The organism is Yoonia maritima (genome assembly GCF_043641945.1).
Classification (GTDB): domain Bacteria; phylum Pseudomonadota; class Alphaproteobacteria; order Rhodobacterales; family Rhodobacteraceae; genus Yoonia; species Yoonia maritima_B.
This window is the reverse complement of sequence record NZ_JBHZRX010000001.1, coordinates 75,794-100,214: the sequence shown is the minus strand read 5'-3', so window position 1 is coordinate 100,214 and position 24,421 is coordinate 75,794. Positions and strand designations below refer to the sequence as shown.

The window sequence follows — 24,421 nt, the reverse complement described above, 5'->3', positions numbered from 1 at the left end:
TAGGCAATATAAGTTTGTCTATAGACAATAAAAAATAACATATGGGGAAACATGTCAGATAAAACAGCTTCTGTCGCGGATATGCTGGCGCGGCTATATGCACAGTCATTTGGGGGAAAAGCATCGGGGCGCTACCGGGTCCCGCAAAAGCTTTTGCGCGAGATGTTTGGCGTAAGAAGGCTATATGCGGACGACATCGAACGCCTGCATCGCACACTGTTTGAGAGGGGTTATCTGCTCATCGACATGGACAGTTTCTACGTGATCATGAGCACGAATTCCTTCGTGAACTACAGACGCCTGAGCCACGACGCGATTAACGAGGTATCAGAGTAGAGCGCTAATCATTCTTCATTTGCGTACTGTAAGTGTTACTTGATTTGGGCAGGATTCAGTCTGGCCCAAATCTATATCACGTTAGCAGCGTTTCAGTCGCAAGTCGCAGCGTGCATATGTGCTGCGATTCGTAAAAACTGGCATCAGTCATCGTGTGCTATAAGTGATATGTTTCGATTTTGGCATGTAATGCTCTGCCCATCGGTGCCAAGGCAAAATTCTTTTCAGTTTCGGTCAGCTTCCACGGTTTTCACCGTTTTTCTACGTTGATTAGTTGTCAGTATCTTTACGTAGCGTAAGTTTTGGTGTTGTAAATGTCTTTTATTACATTGCCTTAAGGGGCGTCGTTGAACTTGACATGCAAAATGTCTCGACCAATGTTTCCGGATTTGTAGCGCCCTGTCTCTTGCCTGCTGTTAGCGCAAACTGTGACGAAAGTCCTATGTTCGCCCCGCAGTAAATGCTTGTCAGTTCACGTTTGTTTGCCTCAAACTTTCTTTGGATCATGGGGGAACGGCACGAAAAACGGCTCGGGGAGGAGCGCGGAGATCGGTGCCGGTCGCCACATTGCATCCAAGATATGGTCGGCTGGCGTCAAAGAACCAGCATCCAACAAGACTAAATCCTTGGGAGGAAACATGACTGATACTTTGAACCGCAGAAAATTCCTGCGTGGCTCCGCTGTTGTGGGCGCTGCGACGTTGGCGACGCCAGCAATCGCACAAAACGCAACCACCACATTAAAGATGCAAGCTGCGTGGGGCGGCGGCATTTTTCTTGAGAACGCGCAGTCTTATGTTGATCGCGTTCATGCGATGGCGGGGGATGCGCTGAAAATTGATCTGCTTGCCGTCGACTCGGTCGTTAAGACAAGCCAGATGCAGGACGCCGTTCACCGTGGCGTGCTGGATGCGGCGCATTACGTGCCCGCATATTGGTATTCGAAATCCAAAACAGCGTCGCTGTTTGGCACTGGTCCATGCTTTGGGTGGTCCAGCCAGGAGGTTCTTGGTTGGGTGAACTACGGCGGCGGCCAAGAGCTGTTCGATGAGCTGATGGGAGAGCTGGGGCTAAACATCGTATCGTTCTTTAACTCACCAATGCCGGCTCAGCCGCTGGGATGGTTCAAAGAACAGATCACCAATGTGTCGCAAATGAACGGGCTGAAATACCGCACCGTGGGGCTTGCCGCTGACGTTCTTCTTGAGATGGGCATGTCTGTTGTGCAGCTACCAGGTGGTGAAATCCAGCCAGCGATGAAATCTGGCCTGATTGACGCGGCCGAGTTCAACAACCCAACCTCTGACCGCGACTTTGGTATGCAGGATGTGTCCAAGGACTATCACCTTGCGTCTTTCCACCAGTCGCAAGAGTTCTTCGAAGTTACGTTCAACAAAGACAAATACAATGGCCTGCCTGCTGAACTGCAAGCGATCTTGAAATATGCGTCTGAGGCTGAGAATTCCAACTTCTACTGGAATAACACCAAACGCTATGCCGACGATCTGCAGACATTGCAGAACGAGCAGGGCGTAAATGTCTGGCGTACGCCTGATGATGTCATGGCGGCGCAGCTGGCTGCTTGGGATGTCGTTGTTGACCGTATCTCGGCCGAAGACCCGTTCTTTGCTCGGGTCATCGAAAGCCAAAAGGCTTATGCCAAGAACGTGATGGGTTATCTGAACCTGAACCAGCCTGACTATAAGCTGGCCTATAATCACTACTTCGCGTGATCCGCATTAAATGACAGGTTCCGGGGGCGTCAAAGGCCCCCGGATCATTGACGGCCTACGGGAGGGCAGTGGTGACTAAATTCGTTCACGCAATAGAAGGGCTTAGCGTTTGGGTCGGCCGTGCATTTGGTTGGTGCATTCTGATCCTGACCTTATCAGTCTCATACGAAGTCTTTATGCGCTATGCCCTTAATTCGCCGACCGTCTGGGCGTTTGATATGATGGTCCAGATGTATGGCGCACTGTTTCTGATGGCGGGACCATACGCGTTGGCGCAAGACAGCCATGTTCGCGGCGACGTGTTGTATCGCCTGTTCTCGGTGAAATGGCAGGCACGGGTCGATTTCGTGCTGTATTTCCTTTTCTTCTTTCCCGGCATTCTGGCGTTATTCTGGTACGGATGGGAGATCGCGTCAGATAGCTGGCGCTATCAAGAAGTTAGCTGGAACAGCCCTGCACGCATCCAAATTTACTTTTTCAAAACTTTGATCCCGCTGGCGGGTGGCCTGTTGCTGTTGCAAGGCGTGGCCGAGCTTGTCCGCTGCTGGAGCGCGATGCGCACTGGTGTCTGGATGGAGCGTCTAGATGACGTGCGTGAGACAGAAGACATGTTGATGCACATGGACGAGGCCAAGATCCCGAACATCGTACCTGCGGATAAATAAGCGACTTCGCTTCAATCGAAAGAACAAAAGATGAGTAATCCCGAAGTCGCCATCCTCATGCTTTGCATGTTTATCCTGCTGGTATTGCTAGGATTTCCAATTGCCTTCACCTTGATCGCAATGGGTGTTGGGTTTGGCTATTACGCCTATTATCAGGGTCCGCCCGAAGTCTTTTCTGACATCTTTAATAACAATATTTTCTACCTGCTGAACCAGAATACCTATTCGGTGATGGAGAACGATACGCTTGTCGCGATCCCGTTGTTTTTGTTCATGGGTTATGTGGTTGAACGAGCTAATATCGTAGATCGTTTGTTCTTTTCATTGTACATGGCGGCGCGCAATTTGCCGGGGTCGCTTGCCATCGCGGCACTGTTGACCTGCGCTGTGTTTTCAACAGCGTCTGGCATCGTTGGGGCGGTTGTCACGTTGATGGGGCTGCTGGCATATCCGGCGATGGCGACGGCGGGATATAACCGCAGTTTTGCCTCTGGCGTGATTTGCGCTGGCGGGACGTTGGGTATCTTGATCCCACCATCGATTATGCTGATCGTATATGCGGCAATCGGTAACTTGTCGCCGCTGCGCCTATATGCGGCAGCAGTGTTTCCGGGCTTGTTGCTAGCCAGCCTTTACATCGTCTACGTCATGGTAAGGGTTTGGCTGAATCCGGGTTTGGCACCTAAGCCGAAACAAGAAGACGTGCCGCCGCGCATGAAAATCTATCTGGATCTACTCATCTCGTTTGTTCCACTGACCGTGCTGATCGCGCTCGTCCTTGGTTCGATCTTGGGTGGTCTTGCCACCCCGGCAGAGGCGGCAGCGATGGGTGCGCTTGGTGGTATGGTGCTTGCAGTTCTTTATCGGTCGATGACTTGGACAAAGCTGAAAGAAAGCGTTTTCCTGACCGCTAAAGCCACCGCTATGGTGTGTTGGCTTTTTGTCGGGTCGTGGACCTTTGCGTCCGTGTTTTCGTACCTTGGCGGTCATGACCTCATCAGCGAATGGGTCATCGGGATGGATCTTACGACGATCCAGTTCTTGATCATGGCTCAGTTGATCATCTTTGTGCTTGGTTGGCCGTTAGAATGGTCCGAGATTTTGATTATCTTCGTGCCAATTTTCTTGCCTCTGCTAGAGCCATTCGGCGTGAACCCATACTTCTTTGCGATGCTCGTTGCGCTGAACCTGCAAACATCATTCTTGACCCCGCCAATGGCGATGTCGGCTTATTATCTCAAGGGCGTTTTAAAGAAGCAGATCGAACTGATCGAAATCTTCAAAGGGATCATGCCTTATCTGGGCATCGTCATCCTGACTATGGTGTTGATGTATATCTTCCCTGGTATCGCACTTTGGTTTCCTGATTATCTGTTTGGTGAATACGTGCCGTGAGACCTGCGCCCTACAGTTTAACCGCAACCGAAGCCGTCGAGGCGATAGCCTCGGGGCAGCTTAGCTCTGTTGATTTGGTAAAGTCGTGCCTCGCGCGGATTGCTGAAACCGATGGTGCGATCCATGCATGGGCCTATCTGGACCCGGATGCCGCATTGGCCCAAGCATCAGAGGCGGACCGCATTCGCAAAGCGGGGCTCGCAATGGGGCCGTTGCATGGTGCCCCTGTTGGGCTAAAGGATATTATCGACACGCGCGATATGCCCACGCAGCGCGGCACCTCGATATACTCGGGTCGCCAAACTGACACGGATGGGCGGATCGTCGAACATCTTCGCGAAGCAGGCGCGGTTATTATGGGCAAGACAGTCACCACGGAATTGGCTTTCGTGCACGCCAACGAAACCCGCAATCCGCATAATCCAGATCACAGCCCGGGAGGGTCGTCGAGTGGTTCGGCGGCTGCAGTTGCCGCGCAACATGTACCGCTTGCGATTGGGACACAAACAAACGGTTCTGTCATCAGGCCAGCGTCATTTTGCGGGACTTTCGGGTTCAAACCAACGCGCGGTGTGATTTCGCGAACAGGAATTTTGCAGACCTCAGTTTCGCTTGATCAGGTTGGTTGCTTTGGCAGGTCGCTTGCGGATGTTGCTTTGCTGACCGATGCAATTAGCGGCGCGGACCAACGCGATCCATGCAGTTTTACACATGCGCGACCAAACATGGGGGCGGGCGCTGTTGCTGACGCCCCGGTGCCACCGCATCTCGCTTGGTTCGATTTACCTTTTAACGACCGTCTTTCGGATGAAGCGCGGGACGGGCTGGGCGCGGTCCTTGACCTACTGGGGTCGCAGGTTAGCCGGATGACAGCTGCTGACACATTATCGAACCTTGTCGCGGTTCAGGCCCGCATTCACGAATACGAAATCTGTCAGCATTTAGCGGCGACATTCGACGCGCATTGGGATGATCTAAGCGATACGTTAAAACCAATCGTGACCAGAGGTCGCCAAATCAGCAAAGCCGAGTATGAAGACGCGTTAAGCGTCAAAGCCTCTGCCGAAGAATTCTTTGCGAACCTGTTCACCGAATTTGACGCCATCATCGCACCTGCCGCGGCGGGCGAGGCGCCGCTGTTTGGCGTGGGGACTGGTGATCCGATTTTTTGTACTTTGTGGACCTTGGCGGGGCTGCCCTGTGTGACGTTACCCTTATTGGTGGGGGCCAATGAGTTGCCGATTGGCGTTCAGCTGATTGGCCCCGCTGAAAAAGACGACCGGCTTTTGCGCACCGCGCGATGGCTACAAATGCAACTGGCGCAAGCCGATTGAACGAAAGGACGACTAGATGTCATATCGCGTTAGGCTTCTTGTGGGCTTGATTGGTACCGCGTTGTTCGTGATCTTTATCGCCGGGCTGTCGCACAGCATCTCAACCGGGTTTGCAGGATTTTCCGGCGGGCTACCGTTTATGATAATCGCAATTGTCGTTTGCTCTGCTGCGCTTTTCGACTTTTGGGATGAATGCGTGCGCAAGAAATGACAAAACCGCGCCTCTGGATCACCCGTCGCTTGTCTGACGCCACGCTTGAACGCGCAGCGCGGGATTATGATGTTGTGATCAATTACGAGGATGAACCCGGCACTGCCGCGCAGATTATCGCCGCAAGCGCGGATTTCGACGCGATTATCCCGTGTCACTCTGAACATTTCAGCGCCGAGGTCGTGGCCCAGTTTTCACCGCGTCTTAAGATCGTCGCGAACCATTCTGTGGGTGTCGATCATTGTGACCTTGATGCGCTAAAGGCACGCGGGATTGCGGTCACGAACACACCAGATGTGTTGTCTGATGCGACTGCTGAACTTGCCATGCTGTTGATGCTAGGCGCGGCACGTCATGCGGTAGCCGGGGATCGTATCGTGCGGACAGGCGCTTGGGATAGTTGGTCACCTGCTTTTATGGTCGGTAAGCAAGTCACGGGTTCGCGTTTGGGAATAATCGGAATGGGCCGTGTGGGGCAGGCATTTGCAGCTAAGGCACGTGGCTTCGGGATGGATATTCACTACTATAACCGCAGTGAACTACCAGCTGACCAAGCGCTGGGGGCCACATATCACAAGTCGATCGAAAGCCTGCTTAGTGTGGCTGACTTCTTGTCGCTGCATTGCCCAGCTACGCCCGAGACCACCGACGTGATGAACGCAGACAGGTTTGCACTGCTTCCCAAAGGGGCAGTCGTCGTTAACACTGCACGTGGGGCGCTGGTGGATGAGAATGCTTTGATGGCGGCGCTCGACAGTGGTCATGTCGCGGCAGCGGGATTGGATTGCTTCAAGGTCGAACCGGGCGGAAACCCTGCGTTTGCGCAGTACGATAACATCTTCATGCTTCCTCATATCGGAAGCGCGACCCGAAAGACCCGCGATGCAATGGGTTTTCGTGCGCTGGATAATCTGGATGCATTCTTTGCAGGGCGCGCACCGGGTGACTTGCTGTAAGGTGAAAGAAGATAGGGGCAGGTGCGGTCTGCCCGTGTAGATGAGTTAAGGTAAGGTTTTGTTGCTGTTTTAGCTATTTCAGGTACGGGGACGCTTAAAGATTTATCCACCCGTGCAACGCGTGTTTGCCAATCACGCCGCGACAATAATCGCGGGATATTTGAGGCAAGGATCAGAGCAGTTTTGAAAGAGCGATAGTCGCATCTGCGCCGTCGCTAATAATCAGACTGGGAGGATCAAATGAGATATTTGTTAAGTGCCGTTGCGGCGACCGCTCTGCTGACGGGTGGTGCGACCGCGCAAAGTAACCTTGAGCTTTTAGGAGAGTTCAAGGTCACCGGAACGAAAGAGCACACCTACATCGACCAAAACGCGCCAGCGGCGGATTCCATCAGGCGTGTGCTCGAAGGGATCAGCCTGCCCGAAGGCTTTTCGATCGAACTATATGCCTTGGTGCCAGACGCCCGCCACATGGCGATGGCACCCCAAGGCACGGTGCTATTTGTAGGGACTAAGAAAGACAAGGTTTGGGCTGTCATGGACCGGGATCGTGACAGGGTCGCGGATGAGGTCAAAGACTTCGCGCCATCACTCGAATTTGACGTCCCAAACGGGGTGACATTCTCGGACGATGGGTTCTTGTTTATTGCGGAACGCAACCGGGTCATGATGTATCCAGCCGCCGAGTTCTTTCATGAAAGCCCGGATGTTGTTGCGGTGCCTATTGTCCCGCAGGGAACGCTTATTCCGGTCGAAGAAGAAAGCTATAACCATACAGCGCGTGTGATTAAAATCGGGCCAGATGATAAGTTGTACATTTCGCTAGGGCAGCCCTTTAACGTCGCGCCGCGTGAGAAGCTTGATCTCTATAATGAGGTCGGCATCGGCGGCATCATTCGGATGAACAGGGATGGCAGTGACCGCGAAGTCTATACCTACGGCGTCCGTAATTCGGTTGGCCATGACTTTCATCCGGTGACCGGTGAACTCTGGTGGACTGATAACCAAGTTGACGGAATGGGGGATGATATTCCACCGGGTGAGATCAACCGGCAAACCGCGGCAGGACAACACTTTGGGCACCCGTGGTATGGTGGTGGTGACACGCGCACCAATGAATACGCGGGCGAAGAGGTGCCAGTAGATGTGGTAATGCCAGCGGTCGCAACGATTGCACATGCGGCCGATCTTGGGATGACCTTCTACACGGGCAACATGTTCCCTGAAAAATATCGCAACGCGATCTTTTCTGCACAGCATGGGTCATGGAACCGGACCACACCGGTCGGCGCGCGCGTGATGGTTACGTTTATCGATGATGACGGCAACGCGACAACAGAGCCGTTCGCGGAAGGCTGGATAGACGAAAACGGTGAATATGACGGTCGCCCGGTCGATGTTGCGATGATGCGCGACGGTTCGATCCTTGTATCTGATGACTTTGCCAACGCGATCTATCGGATCACGTATTCGGAATAAATGTACCCGCCCGGCGGCAAGCGCTGCCGGGCATTTCGCAAGGATTACTCATGACACGCATTCTGTTGGCTTTACTTGTCGCTTTACCTTGGATTGGCACCAGCGTCCTATCCGATGACATCGAAAACGGCCAAAAACTCGCACGTCAATGCTCCGTCTGTCATGGCCGGGAGGGGGTCTCAAATGACCCTGAAGTGCCGATTATCGCCGGACAACACGCATTCTATCTCGAAAAAAGCCTCAAGGATTATCGAAACGGTGCAAGGCAAGACCGCCGCATGACATTGATCGCAGGGCCATTGTCCGACGATCAGATATCGGACCTCGCAGCTTGGTTTGCGTCAATCGAATTTAGTGTGGGACAGCCCTAGATAGAGTGACGAATGGGATCCAGACGCACTAACTCGTTTCGATTCTTATCTTAGGAGTTGAAATGTGCTGTGAATGTCTGCATTTTGATTAAGCGACTTCCTGACACCGCGTTTGCACTTTAAAGCATTAAGTATTTGATTGTAAGCGATAAAGTTGAATTATTTCGACGATGATTCTTTTCTTGTTGTTTCGTCGGCCAGAAGATGACGTAAAACTCCTTTGATTTGCTTCTCTAATTGAGATGAATCAATTTTCGCTAATTTGAAGACCTTACACTGCTTAAAGTTTAGTGCGCTCCGAGCCGCGTGCCAGGGCGATTATTTCTAGAAAAGGATAGGGCTATGAAGAAAACTATCGAAACACGGAATGAAGACAAGCAACCTCTCACCTTTGTTCTGGCCGCTGCTTTGGCAACGACACTTGCATCATCGGTATCAGCGCAAGACGTTTTCTTGAACTCGGATATTGCCGAAGATCGTAACGAAGATCTGCTTGAAGCTATTGAAGATGACGCCGAGCGTGATCTTGACCGGCTTGGTAACGAAGGGCGCCCGCAAGGGTTTACAGGCTCGGTTGCGCTGCGCGGCACCGCCAGCTCTGGCAACACTGACAGCGCCGATTTGGGTATCGGTTCTGACCTGAATTATGTCTGGGGGCCAAATGGCATTGAACTCCAGCTAAGCTATACCTACGGCGAGGACGATGGGACCAAGAATGAAGAGAGCCTTTTCTACGGTCTGGAATACACACGCGATTTCAATCCGCGCCTCTTTGGCTTTGCAAAGCTTCAAGGGTCAATCGATGAGTTTTCGTCATTTGAAAGCGATACGTTTGTGATCCTTGGTGCCGGTTACCGCATCTTCAACGAAGCAAACCGCCAATGGTCGGTGCAGGCCGGACCCGGCTATCGTTTTGCTGAGCTAAGTGACGTGACCTCCGCCGACATCAGCGAAGCGGCCTTTGGCATCTCCTCTGACTACGCCCAGGATTTGACGGAAACCGTGTTCTTGACCAACGATACGGATATTATTGGGTCGGAATCCGACACCGTCGTTTTTAACGATTTGGCGCTGAGCGTTAGAATGGCAGATGGACTTGCGTTGCGGACGAGCGTTCTGACCGAATTCCACTCGGACCCAGAGCCCGGTTTCAAGGACACGGATAATACCTTTGGCCTGTCTTTGGTCTACTCATTTAACTAATTCGCGAATTCTCGTCGCGTGACTACAGGGGGCAGGGTTAACTGCCCCCTTATTTTTTGCGGTTCCGGCCGACTGCTTATCGCGTCAGCCTGACGAGCCAGTCTAAGGACTCGTTCAGCAGATTTTGCATTGCTGTATCAAAAGCAGGAAGGAGGACGGATGGATCGTCGGACCCTGCTGTCGCGGTCGCTGAAAAGCTACGCGTACCAAGAACGGCACGATCATCGTCGCGAACAAGCGTCAGCGTCGCTTTGATTACGACAGAAAAGTTTGTGCTGTCATCTTGTGTAATCGTGGCATGAAATGCGCCAAGGTCGCTTAGCAACATGTAGTCGGGCGTGATCCCTACGTCGTTTAGCACGACGGCACCAAAGCGGCCGGAGTTTGTGAATGATGTTGCCAAAAGCCGTTGGAAATGCACCGGTGCTTCATCCGTCCAACGCACATCAGGAAGGTACTTAACCTCAAGATCAGATGGCTTGATAACGATCCGGTCCGTTGCCAGAGTGCCTGAAGCAGTAGGTGTTTCGATCAAAAGACTTTGGCTGCTGCGGGTCTGGTTTGACTGATCAAATTCTAGGGCGCGGAGTTCGTACACATTAAGTGGAACGGTCGCGTTTTCAACGCTGGTTAGTGCAGCGCAGCCACCCAAGAGAATTGAGGCGCTGAACATGCCGAGGGCGTTTTTCGCATGTTTTATCATTTACTATCTCCTGAACTCTGGAACGTTGCTTCCAAAGAAAAACCGGGCCGGGTCCCGTTGTATACGGGCCGTTAGTCGTTGCAGGTTGTCTACTAAGTCACGTGTTTCACGTGCGAGCCGCGCATATTGGGGCAGGCCGTCTTCGACGAAACTCTGAAACGGTGGACCGATGGCCGACACTGTTTCGTTGATTTGGTCAACGGCGGCGCTTGCGGTGTCGAGTGCTGCGGTGAGTTCTGCAGAAATGTCGGGTATGTCCTCTGCGATGCCGCGCATCGCTTCTTCGAATTGGGCAGCGGCGGACCGCATGTCAGCGATGGCAGGCGCGGCGTCATCATCCAAAATACTGTTCGCGCGTTCGAAAGCTTCATTCGCGGATTGGAAGGTTGTTTCGATTGCGTCAATGGCGTCTTCGAGATCGACCATTGCAGTGTCGATCCTTTCAAGCGTTTGTGCTGCGGCTGCCATCGTCGTCTCAGTTTGGGAGGCGAGGGGAGGGAGTAGCTCTGTCGTCTCTTCGATGTTCTCTAATATGTTGGCAAAATGCGCTTGGTTCTTTTCGTTGGTTAGCACTTCAAGCTGGCGCATAAGGTTCACTGCCTCTGCGATCAAATCGGGGGCCTCGGCTGTCAAGGTTTGCACCATCGACCTTTCTGCTTCGATGATTGAAACTTCTGTCCCGGCCGTGTCGCGAAGCAAAGCGGCTTGTGGACTGCCACCCGCAAGTGAAACGAAGGCAACCCCCGTCAAACCCTGCGATTGCATCTGCGCCTTTGTGTCGGTCTTGATGGGCGTTTCTGATGCAATTTCAATGCGGACGATGACCTTGCTTGGGTCGTCGGGATATAGATCTAGCGAAATAACACGTCCTACAGAAAGGCCGTTGAACTGCACATCCGCCGCCCGGTCGAGCCCAGACACGCTTTCGAACAGAATGTCATAGTGGGCGTATTGCCGATCAACCTCGACCTTTGCGAGCCAGACAAAAAAGCCAAGCGTGCCCAAGATGCCAAATAGGGCGAATACCCCAATGAGGATGTAATTGGCGCGTGTTTCCATCAGCCAGCAACTTTCGTGGCTGGGTTCGTGACGGCCCGGGCGCGGGGGCCGTGGAAGTATTCATGAACCCAAGGATGGTCAATATTTTGCATGTCTTCGATCGTGCCAGTTGCAAGGACTTTTTTCTCGGCCAAAACGGCCACGCGGTTGCAGATGGTGTACAAACTATCGAGGTCATGGGTCACGAAGAAGACAGTCAATCCAAGTGCCTTTTGGAGTTTCAGGATAAGTGTATCAAACGCTGCCGCCCCAATTGGATCAAGGCCGGCGGTTGGTTCGTCAAGAAATACAATCTCTGGATCAAGTGCGAGCGCACGGGCAAGACCCGCGCGTTTACGCATTCCGCCAGAGAGTTCAGACGGATATTTCGTGGCGGCGTTTAGCGGCAGGCCGACCAAGCGGAGTTTGAGATCGGCCAACGCCGCGCGCGTGGCGTCATCAAGATCAAGCTGCTCGCGCATCGGCACTTCGATGTTTTGTCTCACGGTAAGCGATGAAAACAGCGCACCGTCTTGGAACATGACACCCCAGCGCTGTTCAATTTCGCGGCGCATGTTGTCCGGGGCGTTCAACATGTCGCAGCCCAAAACCCGGACGTGTCCGGAGGCGGGTTTCAACAGCCCGACAATTGCGCGCAGCAGAACCGACTTGCCTGCGCCAGAGCCGCCAACCACACCCAGCACCTCACCGCGATGCACATCCAGATCAAGCCCGTCATGGACCGTGTGATCCCCAAAACGGGTCACTAAGCCGCGTACTTCGATGATGGTTTCTTGGGCGTCTGTCATCACAGTCCAACCAGTGCGAAAAAGATAGAAAACAATGCGTCTGCAACGATAACCATAAAGATCGAAAAGACCACGGATTGCGATGTTAAGCGTCCAAGGGATTCAGCATTGCCTTCGACTTTCATCCCTTCATAGCAGCCGATAACACCTATAATCATCGCAAAGAACGGGGCTTTGACCAACCCGATCCAAAAGTGTGTGACCGAGATCGAATCCATCATCCGCGTCTGGAACATGCCGGGCGATACGCCCAATTCAATCCACGACATCACCGCGCCGCCAACGAGACCAGCCATATCGGCAATGAAACCCAAGATCGGCAGCACCAAGATAAGCGCCAGCACACGCGGCGCGACGAGCACTTCGATCGGGTCAAGCCCAAGCGTACGCATCGCGTCAATCTCTTCTCGCATTTTCATCGACCCAATAGAGGCGGTAAACGCCGATCCGGTGCGCCCAGCCACGATGATTGCGGTCAAAAGGATACCGAGTTCGCGCAAGATTGATATGGCGATCAGATCGACGACAAAGACTTCGGCACCGAATTGCCGCAGCTGTGCTGCCCCCTGAAAAGCGAGGACGACACCGATTAAGAACGCCATAAGCGATACGATTGGGATGGCGTTCACGCCAATACTTTGCATGTGGTAAACAAGCGATGTGAACCGCATGCGCCATGGCCTGACTAGCACACCAAAGGTACGTAAAATGACAAGCCCCATAAAACTGAGGATTTCCAGCAGACGCTGAATTTCGTATACTGTTCGCTCGCCTAGCTCTTCGAGCCAAACGAACAAACCGTGAGGTTGCTTTAGAACGAGTGGCTCGTCGACCATAGCAGCCTCGACCGTCGCGATAAGTTCGGCTTGCTCTGGCGTTGCACCGTCAACCGTTGGTTCGCCAGAGGCGGTTCTTGATCGCTTCTTAAGGTCAATCAAAAACCAAGCGCCAGCAGTGTCCAGGATTTTGGTGCTGTGAATGTCAATGCGTTTTGGGTGGCCGGAATTCAGTTCTGCTTTGCTTGCTTCCTGAACTGACGAAAGGGTGCGTATCGTCAACGTCCCGGCAATATGAAGACAGTTTTCATCGTCAAAATGACATGACGCAGTCGGCAAAACACTCATGAAGCCCGCTCAGTTGGCGCGCCAATAATTCTGGCAAGTGGATGTGCGATGGCTATGTTCATGCTACTTTTCTATCCGGCTTGTTCTGAAAATGTATTGATAGAGATCAATTGATTTGACTGGATTATTCTAGCTATAGCACAATTTTTTATACGTTACTGTCACTCGTCTTTAGTATTTGTTTTTGAACGCAACAGGTGCTTGAGATCACCAGTATTGGCGGAGCATCCTTGCGAAACAGGCAATTTCTTTACTAGTCGGCATTGATTGCGATACGCTGAGGCGTGGGTGTGATGGGGGTTACAGTTCTTGAAGTCTAGTATAATTCGGCGCCGTCGCGAGCAATCAGGTCCTTCGGAAACCGAGGCGCGGCTTGACGGTATCTTGCGCGAATTGGTTACAAAGCGCGAGTTTAGTAATCTGAGTACTGATGAGGCGCTTTTATATCTTGTAGAGCGTCTGGCGGATGGGCTCAATGTTTCACGGGTTGGCGTTTGGGAACTCGTAGATAACGGAAGCAGCTTGCATTCGATCTTGATGTGGGATCGGGGTGGTGGACCACATTTCAACAGCCTGCGATTAAACTCGGAAGATGCGGCTAAATACATTGATGCAGTTAAGGGGGACTTTGTCCTAAAGATTAACGACGCCATGAACGATCCGCGCTGTGCGGAACTCGCCCGGGAATATCTGCCCAAAAATAATGTGCGTGCCATGCTTGATTGTCCTATTCGGACTTTCGGTGGTCTGGCTGGGGTCGTCTGCATCGAAGAAACGGGTGCACCACGCGACTGGACGGTGGCAGAGGTCAATTTTGCGTTGGCGGTGTCAGGGCTGATATCTTTGACAATGGAGCATGATCAGCGTCTGAAAGCCGAAAGGTCTGCACGTGCTCATGAAGACCGTCTGCGCGATTACACCAGCTTAGCTACAGATTGGTATTGGGACACTGACGAAGATTTTCGTATGCAACGCGTCTATGGAAACGACGCAAGAGACGGGCAGACACCTGATAGCTTTGTTGAAAAAATTCTCTGGGAGGTTGACCATCTTTCTCCGGTCTTACGTTCGTGGGATTGGCTAAAGGATCGCGTGCGACAAAGAAAACGGATCTACGACTTTGTTGTAGCGTCAACTGATCCATATGGGATGGCGCATTACGCAGAGTTGGCGGGGTTCCCGAAGTATGCTGAAGACGGCAGTTTTATTGGGTACTGGGGAACAGCCAAAGATGTCACCGCTCGCATGCGCCGCGAGATGGAACTTGCACAAAGCGAACAGCGGTATCGGTCCGCTGCGCGAATAGGCGGATTGGGAAGCTGGATTTGGAACGAAATTGAAAACAGATGTAGCTACTGCTCTCCCGAATTCGCCAAGATTTACGGCGTCACTGTAGAGGATTTGCTTGAGAGACTATCTTCGGTAGATGGTGATCTTTCTTGGATCCACCCTGATGACCGCGATCACTATGCCAAACTGATCCGAGAAGCCGTACGTGATCAGACCGGATACGAAACTATCGTCCGTATCGTTCGTGACGATGGCAAAGTTCGTACCTTGCATGAAAACACCGAAGCGGTATTCGATTCCGCCGGTCGCTTTGTGGCAACGTCAGGCGTCGTGCAGGATGTGACGGAACGTATCGAATTGGATGCAAGATTACAGCGCCAAGAGGCGCAGCTTGACAGTATCGTAGCGAATATACCGGGTGCGTTGTACCGCGTAAAAGATGATGCAAATTTTACACCGCTTTATCGAAGTCCAGGGTTTGCACGCCAGTTCCTCTATGGTGATGACTACGGGGAGGAAGGTGAGACTACTGCACTAACACTTCGTCCCGAAGATCGGGCACGGATTAATATGACCCTGCGTGAAAGCACAGCCGAGGGCACCCCATACGAGATGGAATATCCTGTTTTACTTGCAGATGGATCAGAACGATGGGTGTCGGACCGAGGACGACCAGTACAAGCGCTCGACGGTACAATCGAATTCGAGGGGATTATGCTTGACGTAACAGAGCGTCATGCCGCAGAGCAGGCCCTAGCCCACAGTCAAAGGTTGGAGGCAATTGGCCAACTAACTGGTGGTATTGCACATGACTTCAATAACGTGCTCGCCGTTATTCTCGGAAATCTCGATTTGCTGCAGTCGGAAGAAAACATCGCCGGCCAACGCGAACTGATCGATAATGCCATTGCTGCCGTGAACCGGGGCGCCGAATTGAACCGAAACATGCTGGCATTTGCGCGCAAATCTCAATTAAAATTGGAGCCGCTTGATCTCGCTGAGTTGATTAAGAGCGCGGGCGCTTGGATTGGGCGTACCTTGCCAGAAACGATTAGCTTAAAGACCACGTTCCCTGCAGATCTATGGAAGATATCAGGTGATGCGAGCTCAACTGAGAGCGCACTTCTAAACCTGATCCTTAACGCTCGCGATGCGATGCCCGGCGGTGGAGAACTGACGATCAATGCCGGAAATTTCATCCTTACAGAAGATGAGCATGACGATGCGAACGAACTCATTCCCAAAGGTCGTTATGTGGTTTTGACCGTCAGTGATACAGGCGCTGGTATCGCCGAAGATGTGATCGAACGCATCTTTGAACCGTTCTACACCACAAAGCCTATTGGTTCTGGCTCTGGGTTGGGGCTGTCGATGGTGATGGGTTACATGAAGCAGGCGGGCGGACATGTGCGCGTGGAATCTGCAGTGGGGATTGGCACAACGTTTAGCCTGTATTTTAAGGCGGCTTTGGGCTTTGTTGAACGTCAAAATAACGACGACTTACCCACGAACAAACCTGCGAATAAATCGGCTCGTATCTTGGTCGTAGAAGATGACGAAGCCGTCCTTACTGTCATGGTGAAGACGCTGACGAGGGCAGGCTATATGGTGACTTCAGCGACCAGCGGACAAGAAGCCGCCACGCTATTTGAGGCGGACCCGGCTTTCGACCTGCTGATCACGGATGTTGTCATGCCCGGACCAATTCAAGGACCAATGTTGGTCCAATCGTTGCGCAAAACACAACCAGAACTGCCAGTGATAATCATCTCGGGCTACACGGACGAGAACACGCTCTCACCCGATTTCCTTGAGCAGGACGTCATTCGGCTGCAAAAACCAGTAAACAGACAAGATATGATGGCGGCGATCGAGAAGGTTTTGGCAGCGTCCTGAAAATATGTGTGCTTATTGAAGCGGGTGCGTTCCGTGGTACATCGCGATCCTGCTTCGTAGATCACTCGCACCGTCTGTTGCCTTCGCATCAACCGCAACGATGACATCGCCGCCTGTAAACCGGATGCATCAGTAGGAGTGCCGGGTTCGACCTGAGTTACGATTGCACCCTGTGTGACGTCACGCCCAGCGCTTTGGTAAGATCGTGCGGTAGGGTTTAGATCATCACACCAAGTCGTTCACGCTGGACCGTGCCAGTATCAATCAGTTGATCCATCACTATATTTCAGCGCACTGGGGGGATTTTATCGACGTTTCCAACGGTGCGTTTTAGTCGGGTAACATTGCTGTCGGGGTCGAGGCAGGCCCGCATTTCATCGTAATTCAGCGTTTCTTTGACCTCCAAGGCCGCGACAAGGTTTTCTAACTGAGGACGATGGTCGGACAGAATTTTTGATGCCTTCTTCTCCGCTTCTTTGAGGAGGGCGATCACTGCGGCATCGACCTGTGCAGCTGTGGCATCGGCATGGTCACGCGGTTGCGCGATGGTCTGGCCAAGAAACGGGTGATCTTCGGATTGGCGCAGATCAATCGGCCCGAGTTCGCTGGTCATACCCCAACGCGCGACCATGGATCGGGCTAGGTCAGTTGCCCGCCGAATGTCGTCATCAGCACCAGAGCTGACCGTGCCGATCAAAAGCTTTTCAGCTGTGCGTCCTGCGAGAAGCGTCACAATCTGCGTGCGCAGATAGTCTTCGTCGAGCGTGTGCCGTTCAGCTTCGGGAAGCATATGCGTGCCGCCCAAGGCGTGGCCACGTGGAATGATCGTCACTTTGTACAGTGGATCTGCACCGGGCGTAAAATAAGCGACCGCAGTATGGCCTGCTTCGTGAACGGCGAGGCGATGTTTTTCTTCGGGCCGGATTGCAAGTGAACGGACTGTACCCATCATGACTTTATCGCGGGCTTCGCCTAGGTCGTCCGAGGTAATAAAGTCGCCGTTTCGACGTGCGGCGTTGATTGCCGCCTCGTTCAGGAGGTTCTTTAGATCAGCGCCGGAAAACCCGGGTGTGCCGGCAGCCATGACATCCAAGTCACCGGTGTCTTGGAGTGGGAGGTTTCGCGCATGGATATCAAGGATCGCGCGCCGTGCTGTTTTGTCCGGCAGATGCAAAGTGACGTGACGGTCGAACCGTCCGGGCCGCAACAAAGCAGGGTCTAGCACATCGGGCCGGTTGGTCGCGGCGAGAACAACAACCGCCTCTCGACCTGCAAAGCCGTCAAGCTCGGCCAAAATCTGATTTAGCGTTTGCTCTCTCTCGTCATGCCCGCCGCCGAGCCCCGTGCCGCGGGTGCGTCCGATGCTATCAAGTTCATCGATGAAAATGATTGATGGTGCGGCGTTGCGCGCTGCTTCAAACATCTTACGTACTCGGCCAGCCCCAACGCCAACGAAGATTTCGATAAATTCTGAACCAGACGTCGAAAAGAATGGTACATTAGCTTCGCCGGCCAACGCTTTGGCTAGTAGTGTTTTACCGGTGCCCGGCGGTCCGACGAGTAGGACGCCATGAGGCACCTCGGCGCCAACTTTTTCAAACCGTTCAGGCTCACGTAGAAATTCGACGAGTTCTGCGACCTCTTTCTTTGCCTGATCTTGTCCTGCAACATCATCAAAGGTGATTTGTTCGCGCGTTGGGCTGGGTTTGGCAAAGCGCCCGCCCAGTAGACCACCTGTCACGCCGCGCGGTCCACCGGCGATGTTTCCCATCATACGCCGCTGCAGCCACAAATAGCCCCCAAGGATCAAAGCCCAGGGCAGTATATAAGAGAGTATTGACACCTCAGCCGGGGCTTCGGCAATAATCTCAACCCCATGTTGTTCTAATAGTGGCAGTAGCTCGGGATCGTCCTGTGTTGGTGTTACTGCGCGATAGACCTCAGCGGTCTCCGAACCAGTCACACTATTTGTTATGATGATCGCATGCTCATGCAGCTCTGCTGATACGACGACACCGTCACGGATCATTTCTTTGACGGTGCTATATGGAAGGGTGGTTTGGCTCGAATCGGATTCGAGCCAGTAGCCTGAAACGAACATCGCCACCAAAAACCAAGTCAGCAAAAGCCAGACCTGCCATCTTGGGCCGACCGGCCCGTCGTTTTGATCTTGCTGTGTGGTATTGGGCATCGTTTCACATTCTTGTTGGGCTGTGAAAACACTCTGCCAAGTCACGTGAAATTGTCCGTTGACAGAAATCAAGAAGTGAAAGTTTTTTTGGACCAATGCTGGTAGGGCGTTAGGGCGTGCACTAGCGCGATTACAGCATTTGAATCAGGCTGGCTGTACAGAATATGAGCAGGAGCCACATGATCCTTGTCTTAAAGGTTTCGACCGGAGCCTTGGAGAAATATCGCGATCCCAACCAGAGACCAGCAAACATAATTGGCAAAAGCGCCAGACCACGCAGCAACGTTTGCACGTAAAAATAGTCTGCAATCCACAGCATTATCGCCGTAATGATATCGGTAAAAAACAGGTAAGCGATCATCGTCGCCCGCATCATTTTCGTTCCGATCGTCGACGTGCTGAAGAATAGTGCGAGCACCAATCCACTTAGCGCGGTTGCCCCGTTGACGACACCCGCGATACAGCCGGCGATAAATAGGCCGATCGAATTTGTCGAAAGAGGACGTGTTTTCACGAGCAGTAAGGCAGCAGTCGAAAGTAGAACGACGCTATATACGATGAACCGTAGGCTGGTTTCTGAAACGAATGACAGCATATAGACGCCGACAGGCGCACCTAACACACTGGCACCCAACAGAATGACCAGAAAACGTTGGTTGATATCCTTGATAATGCGCGGCGCTTGACTGCTGGACGCGACGATTTCTAGAAGGATGGACAGGGGGACAAGCTGTGAAACGGGAAGCACGGGCAATAGCGCAGCCATAAACACAGTCGAAAAGCCAAAACCGGAATACCCCCGTATAAAGGAGGCGATGAAGACGACACTGCCAACCCAAAGCAGGGTGATTGTCGGCAGGTCTAGCACGGTTTCAATGCGCATCCTGTCTCACTCGTTTTGCTTCTTGGCCAAGTGCTGGTTCTCCCGGTCAATGGACATCAGTTCTCTACAGTATTTGACATTGCCTATGTTGAAACCGAAATCGCGTCTTGATCCCCATCAATTCAACGGCTTCAAAACTCGGTAATGATTGATGTAACAGGGGGAAGTCCATGTGTCGGAGTTTTCCCTGTGAAGTTAAGGAATAGTGAGCATGCCTGAAACAGTCGTATTAACGTGCCTTGCCTGCGGTCAGGGCAATCGTGTTCCAGCCGAAAAGCTGAACTCAGGGCCAAAATGCGCCAAATGCGGCGCGCCGATGTTTGCCGCCAATGTTGCAGAGCTTGATCTCAAGGTGCACGACAAAGCCAGGCGGACGGACCAGTTGCCACTGCTTATAGATTATTGGGCTGAATGGTGCGGACCTTGCAAAATGATGGCGCCGGAATTCGCTAAGGCAGCACAGGCCATTAAGCCTCGCGCGCGGTTTGCGAAGGTAAACACCGAACAGTATCCAGAAATCTCAAGCCGCCTGAACATAAGGGGCATCCCGTTACTCATCCTTTATGCCAATGGCCGCGAAGTCGCCCGTCTTTCCGGAGCACGACCAGCCGCAGATATTGAGGGTTTCGTACGTCAACATCTTTGACAGCGCTTGTGTATATTCGCTCTAGGAAATTACCGAAACCGTTCCATACCCGTTTTTTGTCGCACGAAAAGCTTTCTAGGCGAACCGATCTTCTAACGCGGATAGGCGCTGTAAGATCAAGTTTCGGTTATTGTGCAGGCTGGTAACAGCCTTTGCACATCCTCCAATCTACAAAGTGCAGTCCCTTCGGTCATTACGGTCGCGCTGGCGGCTGCGACACCCCACTGCAAGGTCCGTTGTAACGGTTCGTTGCGCGACATACTAAGTGCCATGGCACCGACAAATGCATCACCCGCCCCGATTTTGCTGCGTACGGACACCTTAGGCGCATGACAGAACAGGTGTTTATCCTTGGTAACTAGAATGGACCCATCAGCGCCACGCCCGGTGACAACTATTTCAGCTACACCACGATCCACCAATCCAGCGGCGAATTCTACGCTCGATTGTACAGTATCAAGAGGGACTCCGGCGGCATCTGCAGCTTCTTTTTGGTCAACACGTAGCAAGTGTAAAGGTTGGGTTGGATGGGCGATCAAATGGGCAAGTGGCAGGCCAGAGGTATCAACGATCAACCGATTGGTCCTATCTGCGATGGCAGCCTGAATCTGCTGCGGAAATTCAACATCAAGTCCCGGGGCGACACTTCCGCTTAACACCACAAGCGCACCGTCTGACGTGGCCTCTGTGATACTGTTGAGTATCTGCACACCATCGTCCGCGCCAAGCGGTTCGGCCAGCAGGCTGAACCGATATTGTTCACTTGTTGTACTATCTGTGACTGCGAGGCTTTGACGCGTGTGCTGTGCGACTTGAACGGGGATAGTTTCAATGCTCTCGGCGTTCAGAAGGTCGATCAGCTGATTTCCTGTCGCACCACCAACCACTATCAGTGCTTGACTACTTCCCCCCAACTGCTTGATGGCGCGCGCAACGTTCACGCCACCGCCGCCCGGATCCATCCTAGGCGGTGGGCAACGCAATTTTGCTCCTGCAATGACCCGATCAATAGATGTAGCCAGATCAATTGAGGGGGCGAGAGTAATGGTCAGAATTTTTGTCATGGTCAAGGCACGATCCCTTAGCTTTGTTTTCGGTCATATGCGCTTTGAAACGTCGTTGATTGAGGGGGATCAATTCTAAGGCACAGAGTTACTTTAGCTTGTCCTAAGGAAATTGCGAAACGTGGATCGGTACAAAAGTAATTGGAGTTGCTCTAGCAGCGCGGCGATTGCGGTGTAGGACGGCCAGAGGAGTTATAGAATGACAGGGTTGCCTCTATTCAAGGATCGCCGCGAGGCTGGACGACGGTTGGCCGCCGCTCTCACTTCGGTCGACCCTAGGAATACAGTTGTTGTAGCCTTGCCGCGCGGGGGTGTTCCCGTTGGAGAAGAGATTTGTAAGGCATTTCATCTCCCACTTGACCTCGTTTTTGTGCGTAAGATCGGTGCGCCAGGGCAACCCGAGCTCGCGATAGGTGCGGTGACTGATGGGGCACACCCAAAAGTAACAGTGAACGAGCGTATAGCTAATTCATTCGGCAGGACACGGGCAGATGTCGAAGCGATGGGGCAGGCGTTGCTGCCTGAAATTGCCCGACGTAGAGAGCTATATATGGAAGGAATTAAACGGCCCGACCTAAAAGGAAAAACACTGATTGTAGTTGATGACGGGGTGGCCACGGGTGCAACTGTCCGGGCTAGCTTGTTGGCATTGCGCGAATCCGGCGCAAGCCACATCATTCTGGCTTTGCCCGTCGCTGCACCTGACAGGCTGTCCGATTTGGCGAATCTCGCCGACCAGACCGTGTGTCTTTATCAGCCAGAGCCGTTCTACGCTGTTGGAGCCGCCTATCAGCGCTTTCCGCAAACATCGGATAGCGAAGTTGTCGCGGCGATGAGGCTCTGCGCAAAATGGCCTGTATCTGAGCTGCAGGCTGCTGAAAGCAGGAAGCGAACATGAGAGTCTTTGCGCTGAATGAAAGTAGCTATCTCGGCAAGCGGATCGCAAAGGCGTTGGGGATTGAATTGTCCGCGTTGGAACACCGTGACTTTTCCGATGGTGAATCCAAAATACGCCCGATGGTGAGCGTGCGCGGGCAGGATGTATTTGTTGTGCAAAGCCTGTTTTCTGGGCCTGACCTTATATGCGGGAATTCATGCGAAAAAGACTGCCCTCAAAGGTTTAGAAATCCTTACAGGACTGAAAAGATACAATAATTCGTGATTAAACGCCCAGCATACGGGCAGTTTAGTGGCGGAGAGACAGGGATTCGAACCCTGGGTGGACTTGCATCCACAACGGTTTTCGAGACCGCCCCGTTCGACCACTCCGGCACCTCTCCGCGGGGGGTGGCGGCGTCCTAATATGGGGGGCGTTTGTGTGCAAGGGCAATTTGTAACGCATGGAGTAAGCATCACAATTTGATGTTGATTGACGTCTTGGAATCTCAGATTGGAGACGTATGGTGACCGCATAAAATCAAGAAAAGGAAAGTGTATTGTCACTATTCAAGACATCCGCGCTGGCACTATGTTTGTTGGCAGCATGTGATCAGACACCGCCAATTGTGGTAGAGGATAATTTGCCCGCTGATGATCCGCGTCAGCAGGCCCTCGTTATAAGCGAATGTGCGATTTATTACGCCGCCGTCGCAAAGCTAGAGCAGACGGGGCAAGCTGCGAATGGTAACCCGACAAAGGATTGCCCGATTGAGGCGCGTGCGAAAGCTGCGGACATCAATCCAATGGTCAGCGTGCCGCCAGTTACACCGGGGTATCCAGAGACGCTGTATGAGCGCATGATCGCACGCGGTATTCCAACGGCGATGGCGGACGATATTTCTAAGTCAAAGGCCTTTTGGGATTTGGTCGCGCAGCGCGATTCAGCCTACGCCAGTTTCTAAGCTGCAACGCAAATAGTCCTTGCGAGGAAATTCACTGCGCAAGGACTGTAATTCCAAACCTAACTACGTATCCACTGTTGGGGTTATGACGAATAAACCATGAGAGCGACGACAAGCGCCTCTGGGCTGGTTTCGTAGAGCCCGATATCGGACTTGAGTTGGATCAGGCGGGCAGGGCGCTCTGACACTGGGATGCGCGCTATATCCATTGCTTCGGTAATATGCGGGCCGCCCTCGTTTGATATGTCGGTCAAAAGCGCGGGGTGGTTGGTTTTGACATAAACCTCGACTTGGCCGCGACGTTGATTATACACCGCATTACCAAGGCCTGTCGAAATGCCCGATATCGGTAGCATGAGCGGATTGCCCAGATGATTTGCCTCGGTGCTGCATCCAGCTAGGGCGGTCAATGTGATCAGAAAACGCCGCATGGGTTTTTCACCTTCTTTTGGGTTGACTTATAGGGGTATTGGTCAGATAAGCCGCCATCCGTACAAGGGTTTTGTGCGGGTATATGCGAAATTACGCCCATTGGGCGCGCTGTTTACAGGCGGCATCAGCCACTAACGCCGGAATGATCCGGGGCCTCAGAGACGCGAAAAACGAAGGAAGATCATATGTTTGCGGTTTTGAAAACCGGCGGCAAGCAATACAAAGTCGCTTCTGGCGACGTGCTCCGCGTAGAAAAGCTGGCAGCTGCTGCTGGCGAAACAGTACAATTCAACGAGATTCTGATGGTTGGCTCCACTGTGGGCGCACCTTTGGTTGAAGGCGCAGGCGTACAAGCCGAAGTCATCGACCAGATCAAAGGTCCAAAGACTATCAATTTCGTAAAGCGTCGTCGTAAGCACTCGTCTGCACGCAAAAAAGGCCACCGTCAGCAACTGACACTGGTACGTATTGGCGATATCCTTGAAAAAGGCGCTGATAAGTCTGGTGTAAAAGCTGCTGTAAACGGCGCTGCGCCTGTTGCTGCTGCACCTGCTGCGAAAAAACCTGCTAAGAAAGCTGCTGCACCGAAGAAGGCTGCTGCGACTACTGGTGGTGACGACCTGACAAAAATCAGCGGTGTTGGTCCCGTGATCGTGAAGAAGTTGCACGCACTTGGCGTGACAACATTTGCACAGATCGCTGCATGGACACCTGAAGAAGTGGCTGACATGGACGAAAAGCTTTCGTTCAAAGGCCGCATCGATCGCGACGAGTGGCTGAAGCAAGCCGCTGAATTCGCTCAAAGCTAAGGAGAGACACCA

Annotated in this window: 24 protein-coding genes and 1 tRNA gene; 16 read left to right on the top strand and 9 right to left on the bottom strand. The window is 52.7% G+C overall.

Going from position 1 to position 24,421, the window contains the following annotated elements; all coding sequences use genetic code 11:
• Positions 1–51: 51 nt before the first annotated feature.
• The 10 genes from ACHUEV_RS00540 to ACHUEV_RS00495 all read left to right on the top strand — a co-directional run bounded on the left by ACHUEV_RS00540 (position 52) and on the right by ACHUEV_RS00495 (position 9,683).
• Entirely contained in the window at positions 52–336 is a 285-nt protein-coding gene (locus tag ACHUEV_RS00540; protein WP_394177131.1) for a hypothetical protein, read from the top strand.
• A 638-nt stretch (positions 337–974) separates the two neighbouring features.
• Positions 975–2,069 carry a TRAP transporter substrate-binding protein gene (locus ACHUEV_RS00535; protein ID WP_394177130.1) on the top strand — a complete coding sequence of 365 codons (1,095 nt, stop codon included), beginning with the start codon at positions 975–977 and terminating at the stop codon, positions 2,067–2,069.
• A 71-nt stretch (positions 2,070–2,140) separates the two neighbouring features.
• A complete protein-coding gene (locus tag ACHUEV_RS00530) occupies positions 2,141–2,734 on the top strand; it encodes a TRAP transporter small permease subunit (RefSeq protein WP_394177129.1) in 594 nt (197 codons plus the stop codon).
• A gap of 30 nt (positions 2,735–2,764) precedes the next feature.
• Positions 2,765–4,129, top strand: a complete 1,365-nt coding sequence (locus ACHUEV_RS00525; protein ID WP_394177128.1) for a TRAP transporter large permease — start codon at positions 2,765–2,767, stop codon at positions 4,127–4,129.
• A complete protein-coding gene (locus tag ACHUEV_RS00520) occupies positions 4,126–5,463 on the top strand; it encodes an amidase (RefSeq protein ID WP_394177127.1) in 1,338 nt (445 codons plus the stop codon). Before ACHUEV_RS00525 ends, ACHUEV_RS00520 begins: the two co-directional genes overlap by 4 nt.
• A gap of 16 nt (positions 5,464–5,479) precedes the next feature.
• Positions 5,480–5,674 carry a hypothetical protein gene (locus ACHUEV_RS00515; protein ID WP_394177126.1) on the top strand — a complete coding sequence of 65 codons (195 nt, stop codon included), beginning with the start codon at positions 5,480–5,482 and terminating at the stop codon, positions 5,672–5,674.
• Positions 5,671–6,630, top strand: coding sequence for a 2-hydroxyacid dehydrogenase (locus tag ACHUEV_RS00510; RefSeq protein ID WP_394177125.1), 960 nt, complete (start codon positions 5,671–5,673; stop codon positions 6,628–6,630). The genes ACHUEV_RS00515 and ACHUEV_RS00510 overlap by 4 nt, the downstream gene beginning before the upstream one ends.
• Positions 6,631–6,870: 240 nt before the next feature.
• Positions 6,871–8,109, top strand: coding sequence for a PQQ-dependent sugar dehydrogenase (locus ACHUEV_RS00505; RefSeq protein WP_394177124.1), 1,239 nt, complete (start codon positions 6,871–6,873; stop codon positions 8,107–8,109).
• 50 nt (positions 8,110–8,159) lie between these two features.
• Entirely contained in the window at positions 8,160–8,480 is a 321-nt protein-coding gene (locus ACHUEV_RS00500) for a c-type cytochrome (RefSeq protein WP_394177123.1), read from the top strand.
• A 342-nt stretch (positions 8,481–8,822) separates the two neighbouring features.
• A complete protein-coding gene (locus ACHUEV_RS00495) occupies positions 8,823–9,683 on the top strand; it encodes a DUF481 domain-containing protein (RefSeq protein WP_394177122.1) in 861 nt (286 codons plus the stop codon).
• A gap of 76 nt (positions 9,684–9,759) precedes the next feature.
• Here ACHUEV_RS00495 and ACHUEV_RS00490 read toward each other — a convergent pair whose 3' ends face one another.
• Genes ACHUEV_RS00490 through ACHUEV_RS00475 form a run of 4 tightly spaced genes read right to left on the bottom strand, consistent with a single transcriptional unit; the run spans position 9,760 to position 13,357 of the window.
• Complete coding sequence (locus ACHUEV_RS00490; protein ID WP_394177121.1) at positions 9,760–10,386, bottom strand: ABC-type transport auxiliary lipoprotein family protein; 627 nt, start codon at positions 10,384–10,386, stop codon at positions 9,760–9,762.
• A gap of 3 nt (positions 10,387–10,389) precedes the next feature.
• On the bottom strand, positions 10,390–11,445 hold the full coding sequence (locus ACHUEV_RS00485) for an MlaD family protein (protein ID WP_394177120.1): 1,056 nt from the start codon (positions 11,443–11,445) through the stop codon (positions 10,390–10,392).
• Positions 11,445–12,233: an ABC transporter ATP-binding protein gene (locus tag ACHUEV_RS00480; RefSeq protein ID WP_394177119.1), complete on the bottom strand. Its 789-nt coding sequence runs from the start codon at positions 12,231–12,233 to the stop codon at positions 11,445–11,447. The genes ACHUEV_RS00485 and ACHUEV_RS00480 overlap by 1 nt, the downstream gene beginning before the upstream one ends.
• Positions 12,233–13,357 (bottom strand): ABC transporter permease, encoded by a 1,125-nt coding sequence (locus ACHUEV_RS00475; RefSeq protein WP_394177118.1) that lies wholly within the window; start codon positions 13,355–13,357, stop codon positions 12,233–12,235. The genes ACHUEV_RS00480 and ACHUEV_RS00475 overlap by 1 nt, the downstream gene beginning before the upstream one ends.
• Positions 13,358–13,666: 309 nt before the next feature.
• Here ACHUEV_RS00475 and ACHUEV_RS00470 point away from each other — a divergent pair, with 309 nt between their 5' ends.
• Positions 13,667–16,543: a PAS domain-containing protein gene (locus tag ACHUEV_RS00470; protein WP_394177117.1), complete on the top strand. Its 2,877-nt coding sequence runs from the start codon at positions 13,667–13,669 to the stop codon at positions 16,541–16,543.
• Positions 16,544–16,829: 286 nt separating this feature from the next.
• On the opposite strand, the gene ftsH is transcribed toward ACHUEV_RS00470, so the two are convergent.
• Complete coding sequence (ftsH, locus tag ACHUEV_RS00465; RefSeq protein ID WP_394177116.1) at positions 16,830–18,734, bottom strand: ATP-dependent zinc metalloprotease FtsH; 1,905 nt, start codon at positions 18,732–18,734, stop codon at positions 16,830–16,832.
• A 130-nt stretch (positions 18,735–18,864) separates the two neighbouring features.
• Positions 18,865–19,617 (bottom strand): sulfite exporter TauE/SafE family protein, encoded by a 753-nt coding sequence (locus ACHUEV_RS00460; protein ID WP_394177115.1) that lies wholly within the window; start codon positions 19,615–19,617, stop codon positions 18,865–18,867.
• Between the two features lie 211 nt (positions 19,618–19,828).
• Between ACHUEV_RS00460 and ACHUEV_RS00455 the strand changes: the two genes are divergently transcribed.
• A complete protein-coding gene (locus ACHUEV_RS00455) occupies positions 19,829–20,263 on the top strand; it encodes a thioredoxin family protein (protein WP_394177114.1) in 435 nt (144 codons plus the stop codon).
• A gap of 116 nt (positions 20,264–20,379) precedes the next feature.
• Here the strand turns inward: ACHUEV_RS00455 and ACHUEV_RS00450 are convergent, their stop codons facing one another.
• Complete coding sequence (locus tag ACHUEV_RS00450; protein WP_394177681.1) at positions 20,380–21,327, bottom strand: 1-phosphofructokinase family hexose kinase; 948 nt, start codon at positions 21,325–21,327, stop codon at positions 20,380–20,382.
• A 199-nt stretch (positions 21,328–21,526) separates the two neighbouring features.
• Between ACHUEV_RS00450 and ACHUEV_RS00445 the strand changes: the two genes are divergently transcribed.
• Together ACHUEV_RS00445 and ACHUEV_RS00440 are read left to right on the top strand one after the other, a co-directional pair.
• On the top strand, positions 21,527–22,225 hold the full coding sequence (locus tag ACHUEV_RS00445; protein ID WP_394177113.1) for a phosphoribosyltransferase: 699 nt from the start codon (positions 21,527–21,529) through the stop codon (positions 22,223–22,225).
• Positions 22,222–22,482: a ribose-phosphate pyrophosphokinase-like domain-containing protein gene (locus ACHUEV_RS00440; RefSeq protein ID WP_394177112.1), complete on the top strand. Its 261-nt coding sequence runs from the start codon at positions 22,222–22,224 to the stop codon at positions 22,480–22,482. Before ACHUEV_RS00445 ends, ACHUEV_RS00440 begins: the two co-directional genes overlap by 4 nt.
• Positions 22,483–22,517: 35 nt before the next feature.
• Here ACHUEV_RS00440 and ACHUEV_RS00435 read toward each other — a convergent pair.
• A tRNA-Ser gene (locus ACHUEV_RS00435) sits at positions 22,518–22,607 on the bottom strand.
• A 156-nt stretch (positions 22,608–22,763) separates the two neighbouring features.
• On the opposite strand from ACHUEV_RS00435, the gene ACHUEV_RS00430 reads away from it, so the two are divergent.
• Complete coding sequence (locus tag ACHUEV_RS00430; protein WP_394177111.1) at positions 22,764–23,168, top strand: hypothetical protein; 405 nt, start codon at positions 22,764–22,766, stop codon at positions 23,166–23,168.
• An 83-nt stretch (positions 23,169–23,251) separates the two neighbouring features.
• Here the strand turns inward: ACHUEV_RS00430 and ACHUEV_RS00425 are convergent, their stop codons facing one another.
• Complete coding sequence (locus tag ACHUEV_RS00425) at positions 23,252–23,599, bottom strand: hypothetical protein (RefSeq protein WP_394177110.1); 348 nt, start codon at positions 23,597–23,599, stop codon at positions 23,252–23,254.
• A gap of 186 nt (positions 23,600–23,785) precedes the next feature.
• Between ACHUEV_RS00425 and ACHUEV_RS00420 the strand changes: the two genes are divergently transcribed.
• Entirely contained in the window at positions 23,786–24,409 is a 624-nt protein-coding gene (locus ACHUEV_RS00420) for a 50S ribosomal protein L21 (protein WP_106359016.1), read from the top strand.
• Positions 24,410–24,421 lie beyond the last annotated feature (12 nt).